The 8311-nt window shown below is 61.2% G+C and carries 6 protein-coding genes; 4 read left to right on the top strand and 2 right to left on the bottom strand.

Annotation, left to right across the window (positions count from 1 at the left end; all coding sequences use genetic code 11):
* Positions 1–221: 221 nt before the first annotated feature.
* Both ACIPSK_RS27115 and ACIPSK_RS27110 read right to left on the bottom strand, forming a co-directional pair.
* The gene (locus tag ACIPSK_RS27115) at positions 222–2063 is read right to left on the bottom strand and encodes a DUF882 domain-containing protein (protein ID WP_162116987.1); all 1842 of its coding nucleotides are present in this window, start codon (positions 2061–2063) and stop codon (positions 222–224) included.
* 178 nt (positions 2064–2241) lie between these two features.
* A complete protein-coding gene (locus ACIPSK_RS27110; protein ID WP_162116986.1) occupies positions 2242–3786 on the bottom strand; it encodes a sigma-54-dependent transcriptional regulator in 1545 nt (514 codons plus the stop codon).
* A gap of 311 nt (positions 3787–4097) precedes the next feature.
* Here ACIPSK_RS27110 and ACIPSK_RS27105 point away from each other — a divergent pair, with 311 nt between their 5' ends.
* The 4 genes from ACIPSK_RS27105 (at position 4098) to ACIPSK_RS27090 (ending at position 8149) form a co-directional block, all read left to right on the top strand.
* Entirely contained in the window at positions 4098–5951 is a 1854-nt protein-coding gene (locus ACIPSK_RS27105; RefSeq protein WP_162116985.1) for a M3 family oligoendopeptidase, read from the top strand.
* Between the two features lie 178 nt (positions 5952–6129).
* Complete coding sequence (locus ACIPSK_RS27100; RefSeq protein ID WP_246709734.1) at positions 6130–7236, top strand: aminodeoxychorismate synthase component I; 1107 nt, start codon at positions 6130–6132, stop codon at positions 7234–7236.
* On the top strand, positions 7233–7862 hold the full coding sequence (locus tag ACIPSK_RS27095) for an aminotransferase class IV family protein (RefSeq protein WP_026154536.1): 630 nt from the start codon (positions 7233–7235) through the stop codon (positions 7860–7862). The genes ACIPSK_RS27100 and ACIPSK_RS27095 overlap by 4 nt, the downstream gene beginning before the upstream one ends.
* A 2-nt stretch (positions 7863–7864) precedes the next feature.
* The gene (locus tag ACIPSK_RS27090; protein WP_017967849.1) at positions 7865–8149 is read left to right on the top strand and encodes a YciI family protein; all 285 of its coding nucleotides are present in this window, start codon (positions 7865–7867) and stop codon (positions 8147–8149) included.
* Positions 8150–8311: the final 162 nt, after the last annotated feature.

Here is an 8311-nt window from a genome sequence, read left to right as displayed (position 1 = left end):
GACCACATGATATTTGCAGTCCCACGTCGCGTGTGATTGCGATCGTTCGTCCATAAAACCTCCGTTCTATGTCTCGGCCAATCTAACGGTCCAAGCTCGGAGGTCTCTCAACTATGATGTAGAACACGTCCAGTCCTCCACCGAAGGTGGAGGTTTATTTATTCCATAAGAAAAACCGCCGGATCGCTCCGGCGGTTTTCGATATTGCGTGATCGGCAGGCTCAGTTCGTGTTGAACTTGCGCACTTCCATGAAGTTCACAGCCGTGCCGCTGAAGCGGGCCGGGTCGACCGAAGCGGTCTTGACGTTGAAGCCCTCGGCATAGACGGCGGTCGGCTGGGCGCGCATCGTCTGGCTGACGAACCGCGGCGCCTTGACCTGCCTGGAGGCCATTTCCAGGCGGGCATTGGTAAGCGCCCATTGCGAGATCATCTTTTCCGTCAGCTTCGGCTCGGTGCGCACCGTCGTGCGGCTGGCATCCGCTGCGGCGGCTTCCTTCTGCGTCGGGCGACCACCCTTGGCAGGAAGACCCTGCGCCACGGCGCTTTCGGCGGCCGGTTCGTCGAAACTATCGCCAAAGCTTGCCGATTTGGTCATCGGTGCCAATGCCGCGAGTTCGAGCGGCGGCTTCGCGGCAGGCGCCTTTTGCGTCATCGCGGCGTTGATCGCCTGCTCAACCGTCTGCGGCGGCGCCTTCGACGCGATCTGGCTTTCCCCATCGTTCCGCTGCTGGTCGAGTGCGTCGGCCACGGCAGGAGACAGCGCGTCCTGATCGGCTTCGTCGGCTTCTGCCTCCGGATCGGCCTCGGCCGCAGCAAGAAGGTTCTCGGCAACGGCAGGGCGTTCGATCGGCGTCGGAACCGGCAGCCCATTTGCGCCCGTCAGCATGGGATCGGTCGACGCGACCTCGGCGTCACCAGGCGCACGGCGCTGGCCGAGAAGCGAGGGAACCGGAATGCTGTAGGCGCTGAGGTCGGCGAACTGCTGCGGCTGGGCCTGATCGACCGGAAGGGCCGTAAGAGCCTGCTGTGCGGCATTACCCGAAGGCGGCGCTACGAGCGCGCTCGCGACTTCGCTGCCGGCGGGCTGGTTGCTGAACGCCGGGCGAACCTGCGGCACCGGCGCGTTCAGATCGGCGACTTCGGTCTGCTGCGGCTCGACAGGAGCAGGCTCAGCCTTCGGCGGCGTCGCCTTGGCAACGGCAACAGGGGTGGAATCATCCGTCTCGTCTTCCTGCTCGTCGGCCCCGCCGCCAAAGAGTGCGGCAAACAGCGTCTTGTGCTTCGGCGCCGATTCGGAAGCGCTGGCGATCTGGATCTGCGTGCCGCTGACGCGGCGCTTATAGTCGGCCATCGCCTGCTGGTAGCCCGGCAGCGGCTTGCCGTCGGCCGGAATATGGATGGTATTGCCGTTCGGGAAGAGCCGAACCAGCTCGTCTCGGCTCATGCGCGGCCAGGCGCGAACGCCGCCGACATCCATGTGCACGAAGGGCGAGCCCGACTTCGGATAGAAGCCGACGCCGCCGACCTGCATCTTCATGCCGATGCCGCGCAGCGTCGCCAGCTTGACGTCGGGAATGAAGAAGTCCATCGCCTTGCCGAGCATATGCTGGCTCTTTTCGGCGACGCCGGAATTGCGCGAGCGGCCACGCAGCATCTCGTTGGTTCCCGGCGAACGGAAACCGCAGACGACGTTGATGTAGTCCCTCGAACCGCTCTGGCGATAGACTTCCCAGATCAGGTCGAACAGCCGCGGGTCCATTTTCGTCGGCTGGTTCTTGCGCCAGTCGCGCAGGAAGCGATTCAGCTGCTCCAGGCCCTTGGGGTCGAACTTGCCATTGCGCTTGTAGGTGATGACGGCTTTTTCGCCGGTATGAATGAAATAGAGCTTGAGGCTGCGGGTGTCGCCCGCTGCCTGCGAAGGCGTACTAACGAATACCGGTGAGGAAACCGCGAGCGCAAGAAGGGCGGCCGCTACCGTCCTTATTGCCTTTCCGCAGATGTCGGCGCACAACAAGCGCCAGCTCAAGCGCGAAGGCTTGGAATTCCCATTCAGATTCGGCAACTCGATCCCCGTCAGACAGACAATGTCCCGTACTGCCTCAGATGACTGTCAAATGCGGTCACACGATGGCAAAAATGCCACACATGATCAACCTTTTCTTTACATAGTGAACGCGCCACTAACAAGTGGTTTATGACTAGTAACAAAACGTGGTTGCCTTAATCTTAACGAAAAGCGCTTAAGCCGCATCTTTCTGGGGATTGTCAGGGTCTATGCCGTAATCCTTGAGCTTGCGATAAAGTGTGGATCGGCCGATGCCGAGCTTGCGCGCGACTTGACTCATCTGTCCACGATAGAATTTGAGCGCGAATCGGATGAGCTCCTCCTCGACATCGGCAAGCCTGCGGACGTCTCCGGCGGGATTGACGCTGGCAATCGCATTTTCCGGGGCCTCGGACCGGCGGTGGTGCACCTCTCCCGACATCGACGCCCTGAAGTCCTCACCATAGCCATCGTCGGGATCGAGGCCGGTATTGTCGGCAACGAGCGCCAGGTGGTCCACCACATCGTATTCAGGAAGCTGGGCGGCGATCTGCGGGAAATCCGCCTCGGTCAGCTCCGGCCCTTCGGCCAGAACGACCGCACGGAAGATGGCGTTTTCAAGCTGGCGGATATTGCCCGGCCAGTCATAGGCGGTCAGCAACGCCAGCGCGCCGGCATTCACCGTCATGCGGCGACCACTCTTCTGCTCGCTGGAGAAGCGCTCGGCAAAGACGCGCACCAGATTGGGAATGTCTTCTTTGCGTTTGCGCAGCGCCGGAATGGTGATCGGGAAGACATTGAGGCGATAATAGAGATCCTCGCGGAAATGGCCGTTCTTGACCTCCTCGATCAGATCCTTGTTGGTCGCCGAAATCAGTCGGACATTGACCTTGTGTGCGGTGCGTGCACCGACGGTTTCGATCTCGCCCTGCTGCACGGCACGCAAGAGCTTCACTTGCACCTCGAGCGGCAGGTCGCCGATCTCGTCGAGGAAGATGGTGCCGCCATCGGCTTCCATGAATTTGCCGATGTGGCGCTCGGTCGCGCCGGTAAACGCGCCCTTCTCGTGACCGAAGAGAATGCTCTCGACCAGATTATGCGGGATCGCCCCGCAATTGACGGTGACGAAGGGCTTGTTCGAGCGGTCGCCGCCGGATTGGATGGCGCGCGCCACCAGCTCCTTGCCGACGCCGGATTCGCCTTCGAGCACGACGGGAATGTTGGACTGAGCCGCCCGCTGGGCGAGATCGATGACGCGGAGCATCGCCGGGCTTGCCGAGACGATATCGTCGAAGCCGACCGAACCTGAGCGCGACCGCCGTCCGGCTCGCGCCTTGACTTCGCGCTGGTCGAGCTTCATCGCGTTCGAGATCGAAGTGGCGATGCGTTCGGGCGAGACCGGCTTGACGACGAAATCAAAGGCGCCGGCGCGCATTGCCTGCACCACCGTTTCAATGCCGCCCTGCCCCGTCTGCACAATGACCGGGATCTGCGTGCCGAATTCGTGAAGCGCATCGAGGAATTCGAGGCCGGTCATCTCCGGCATCATCAGGTCGAGGACGATGACGTTGAACAGGCCGCTGTCGCGTTTGACCATTTCCAGGCCGATGCGGCCGTTTTCCGCCTGGTGCACGACATGGCCGTGACGCTCGATTGCGTTCTTGAGCAGACGGCGCTGCACGGGGTCATCTTCGACCACGAGGATTTGCCCTGCTCCCTTGAGCTCATTGTAACCGGTCATTGTCGCCTCACTTCATGCGAAACCATAAAGCGCACTCTGACAGGAAGGCTTGAACATCCAGTTTTGAGAAACAATTGCATTTTAACGATTGGAACGGGTCATTTTCGTGCCGAAGCGACGCCCTTCATGCGCCGAAAACCCCTTGATGCGAGGCCTTCGCACGCTTACAGCGCCGCGCGTCTTTTCAGGCGCGCAAGGGACGCTGTAACACTTTCAATCCTCGCATCGTGCTTTCCGAAAATCGATTCCGATTTTCGGGCCGATGCGGTAGACAATCAGACCTGTTATGAAAGTGGAGAGGAATTGCGCCCATGAAAATCAAGCTCCCGCACGCCGGCCTTCTTTTATCTCCAGCAGTGCCAGCTGGGGCCGCCGACCCGGCGCTCGGCGATCTGCCGGTCTGGAAGCTGCAGGATCTTTATCCCTCCGCTACCTCCACCGCCTTCGTCGCCGACATGGAAAAAGCCGGCAAGGCCGCAATCGCCTTTGAAGAAAAGTGGAAGGGCAAACTCACGGAGGCGGCAGCGAAGACGGGCGCTGAGGGCATCGGCGCGGCGCTGAAGGAATATGAGGCGTTGGACGACGTCATCGGCCGCCTCGGCTCCTTTGCCGGCCTCACCTATTTCTCCGACACCACCAACCCGACAAACGGCAAGCTCTACGGCGACGTGCAGGCCAAGATCACCGAATTTTCCGGCCATCTCCTGTTCTTCACGCTGGAACTGAACCGCATCGACGACACGGTGATCGACGCCTGCATGGTGAATGATCCCGCCGCCGGACACTATCGCCCTTGGCTGCTCGACCTCAGGAAGGACAAGCCCTACCAGCTCGACGACAGGCTGGAACAGCTCTTCCTCGAGAAGTCGATGACATCGGCCGCCGCCTTCAACCGCCTCTTCGACGAAACCATGGCGGAACTTCGCTACGACATCGATGGCGAGAAAGTGCCGCTCGAAGTGGCGCTGAACAGGCTGCAGGAAAAGGATCCCGACGTGCGCCGCAAGGCAGCCATAGCGCTCGCTGAAACCTTCAAGGCAAATATCCGCACCTTCACGCTGATCACCAACACCCTTGCCAAGGACAAGGAGATCGCCGACCGCTGGCGCGGCTTCGAGGACATCGCTGACAGCCGCCACCTGGCAAACCGTGTCGAGCGCGAGGTCGTCGATGCGCTGGCCGCGGCCGTCCGCGAAGCCTATCCCCGCCTTTCGCATCGCTATTACAAGATGAAGTCGAAATGGCTCGGTATGGAGCAGATGAATTTCTGGGACCGCAACGCGCCCCTTCCGGAAAGCTCCAGCGCCATCATCTCCTGGCCGGAGGCGAAGGATACGGTGCTGTCGGCCTATGGTAATTTTGCCCCTGAGATGGCGGATATCGCCAGGCGCTTCTTCGACGAACAGTGGATCGATGCCCCGGTTCGTCCCGGCAAGGCGCCCGGCGCCTTCGCCCATCCGACGGTTCCCTCGGCCCATCCCTATGTGCTCGTCAATTATATGGGCAAGCCGCGCGATGTGATGACGCTTGCCCATGAACTCGGCCACGGCGTGCATCAGGTTCTCGCCGGCGCGCAAGGGGCGCTGATGTGCCAGACGCCACTGACGCTTGCCGAAACTGCTTCCGTCTTCGGCGAGATGCTGACCTTCCGCGCGCTGCTGGAAAAGACTACCGACAAACGCGAGCGCAAGGCGATGCTCGCGCAGAAGGTCGAGGACATGATCAACACGGTCGTGCGCCAGATCGCCTTTTACGAATTCGAGCGCAAGCTGCACACCGCCCGCAAATCAGGAGAACTGACGGCTGACGACATCGGCGAACTCTGGCTCTCCGTCCAGTCGGAAAGCCTCGGGCCGGCGATCAGCATTTCGGAAGGATACGAGACCTACTGGGCCTATATCCCCCACTTCATCCACTCGCCCTTCTATGTCTACGCCTATGCCTTCGGCGATTGCCTGGTGAATTCGCTTTATGCCGTCTATCAGAAAGCCGAGAAAGGCTTCCAGGAGAAATATTTCGAGCTGCTGAGGGCGGGCGGCACCAAGCATCACTCGGAACTGCTGAAGCCTTTCGGCCTCGACGCCACAGATCCGTCGTTCTGGAGCCAGGGCCTGTCGATGATCGAAGGGCTGATCGACGAGTTGGAAGCGTTGGATAGGGGCTGAGAGCCTCTCCTCCAAAGGCGGAAGGGCCGCAACGGGTCACTTCTCCCCTCGGGGAGAAGCGGGAAAATGCTTCACGCTCCCAATCAGATTTTGAGCAATGAGGAACAGAACAAACCGAAAGCGTGGCGTGGCTGACCAACCCTACATCCTCTTCCGCGACGACACGACCGGACAGGTGATGCTTTTCGCCGAGCCGGCAGAGATCATCGTTGCCAGGACGCGCGCCGAGTTCTTTGCAGGCCTTGCCCGGATGGAAGAAGCCAAGGCCGCAGGCAAATGGCTTGCCGGCTATATGGCCTATGAGGCCGGATACCTCTTCGAGGAAAAACTCGCTCCCTTCGCCGGGGAACATCGCGACACCCCGCTCATCTGTTTCGGCGTCTTCGACGCTCCGCAGGCCGATTCGCATCCGCTTGCCCAGCCAAAACAGCGCCTCGAAAACGAGGAATTCCTCACCGCTCCGAAAGCCGCCTGGGATTTCCCATTATATAAGGAGCGCTTCGATCGCCTCCACCAGCACCTGCGGCTCGGCGACGCCTATCAGGCCAACCTCACCATGCCGATCGAAGCCCGCTGGAACGGCGATCCCCGTGCTGCCTTCTGGTCGCTGATCGAACGCCAGCCGGTCAAATACGGCGCGCTGGTCGATCTTCGCGGTCCGATCATCCTGTCGCGGTCGCCGGAACTGTTCTTCCGCACCGATGAACAGGGCTGGATCGAGACCCATCCGATGAAGGGCACCGCAAAACGCGGCAGGACTGCCGCCGAGGATGCGGAGATCATCGAGGCGATGCGCCGCGATATCAAGACGCAGGCGGAAAACCGCATGATCGTCGATCTCCTGCGCAACGATATCTCCCGCATCACCGAGGTCGGCACGCTCGATGTCCCGAAGCTCTTCGACATCGAGACCTATCCGACCGTCCACCAGATGGTCAGCCATGTGCAGGCGAGGCTCCGGCCCGATCTTTCGATCCGCGACATCTTTGCCGCGCTCTTCCCCTGCGGTTCGATCACCGGCGCGCCGAAGATGCGGGCAATGGAAATCCTCCATGCGCTCGAGGATGTCCCGCGCGACGCCTATTGCGGCGCGATCGGCATGATCTCGCCGACCGGCACCATGCGTTTTTCCGTCGCCATCCGCACGATCACGCTTTTTGAGGGCGGCAGGGCCGTCTTCAACGTCGGCGGCGGCATCGTCTTTGATTCCACAGCCGAGGCCGAATATGAGGAATGCCTGCTCAAGGCCTGCTTCGCCATCGGCGACCAATGGATTGCGCGATGATCGATTTTTCGCTGATCGAGACGCTGCGCTGGCAGCCCGGCGAGGGCTTCATCCGGCTGCGACTGCATCTCGCCCGGCTTTCCCGCTCCGCCCGTCGCCTTGGCTTCCCGCAACCGATCGCGGCGGCGGCCAAGCTCGACGAAGCCGTTGCAGGCGCTGCCGGTCCGCTGCGCATCCGCCTCACCCTCGATGCGCAAGGCCGTATAGAGGTGACGAGCGCCGCTTTCGTGCCCCTGGCGCCCGACACTACCTGGACTGTCCGTCTCGCCGAAACCCGTCTGAATTCCGCCGACACGCTGCTGCGCGTCAAAACCACGCGCCGTGCCGCCTACGAGGCCGCACGGGCCGAATACAGGCCTGATGAGGCCGATGAAGTCATCCTTTTGAACGAACGTGATGAAGTCTGCGAGGGCACCATCACCTCGATCTTTCTGGACGATGGAACCGGCATTCTGCGCACCCCGCCGATCTCCTGCGGCCTGCTCGCCGGCGTGCTGCGCACCGAGCTCATCTGCCGGCGCCAAGCCCGTGTCGGCCGCATCACGCTTGCCGATCTCGATGCCGGCACGTTTTATATCGGCAACTCGCTGCGCGGCCTGATCTGCGCAAACCTCATCAGGAACTGACGATGTTCATTCTCTCCCTCACCTATGTGAAATCCAACGATGAAGCCGACAGGCACATGGAGCCGCACATGGCCTGGGTGAAGGAGGGCTATGCCAAGGGCTGGTTTCTGGCTTCCGGCCGCAAGGTGCCGCGCACCGGCGGCGTCATCCTCGCGATCGGCGAGCGCGCCGCGATTGAGGCCTATGTCGCCGCCGATCCCTTCACCCTCCACGGCATCGCCGAATACGACATCACCGAGCTTGCCGTCACGACGGCGGTCGAAGGACTGGAAATCCTGAAGGGCTGAATTTAGAGGAGCCGATCATGGATGATCTCACTGAAAGAGCTCGAATCCACGCGGGCTGCCGGTCCCCAGGACAGCTTCGCCGCTCGATATCTGGCCTTTCCCCGTCAACGCTCTTTATTGTGACGCCGTTTTATGATTAGAGCCGGTCACCTCGCACTTTCT

It is taken from the genome of Rhizobium sp. LARHSG275, from assembly GCF_052871115.1.
This window is presented reverse-complemented; position numbering and strand designations above follow the sequence as displayed.

Excerpts from the sequence above, each read along its gene's own strand:
- ACIPSK_RS27110 (WP_162116986.1), bottom strand. The coding sequence starts at position 3,786 with ATGACCGGTTACAATGAGCTCAAGGGAGCAGGGCAAATCCTCGTGGTC.
- ACIPSK_RS27105 (WP_162116985.1), top strand. The coding sequence starts at position 4,098 with ATGAAAATCAAGCTCCCGCACGCCGGCCTTCTTTTATCTCCAGCAGTG.
- ACIPSK_RS27100 (WP_246709734.1), top strand. The coding sequence starts at position 6,130 with ATGCTTTTCGCCGAGCCGGCAGAGATCATCGTTGCCAGGACGCGCGCC.
- ACIPSK_RS27095 (WP_026154536.1), top strand. The coding sequence starts at position 7,233 with ATGATCGATTTTTCGCTGATCGAGACGCTGCGCTGGCAGCCCGGCGAG.
- ACIPSK_RS27090 (WP_017967849.1), top strand. The coding sequence starts at position 7,865 with ATGTTCATTCTCTCCCTCACCTATGTGAAATCCAACGATGAAGCCGAC.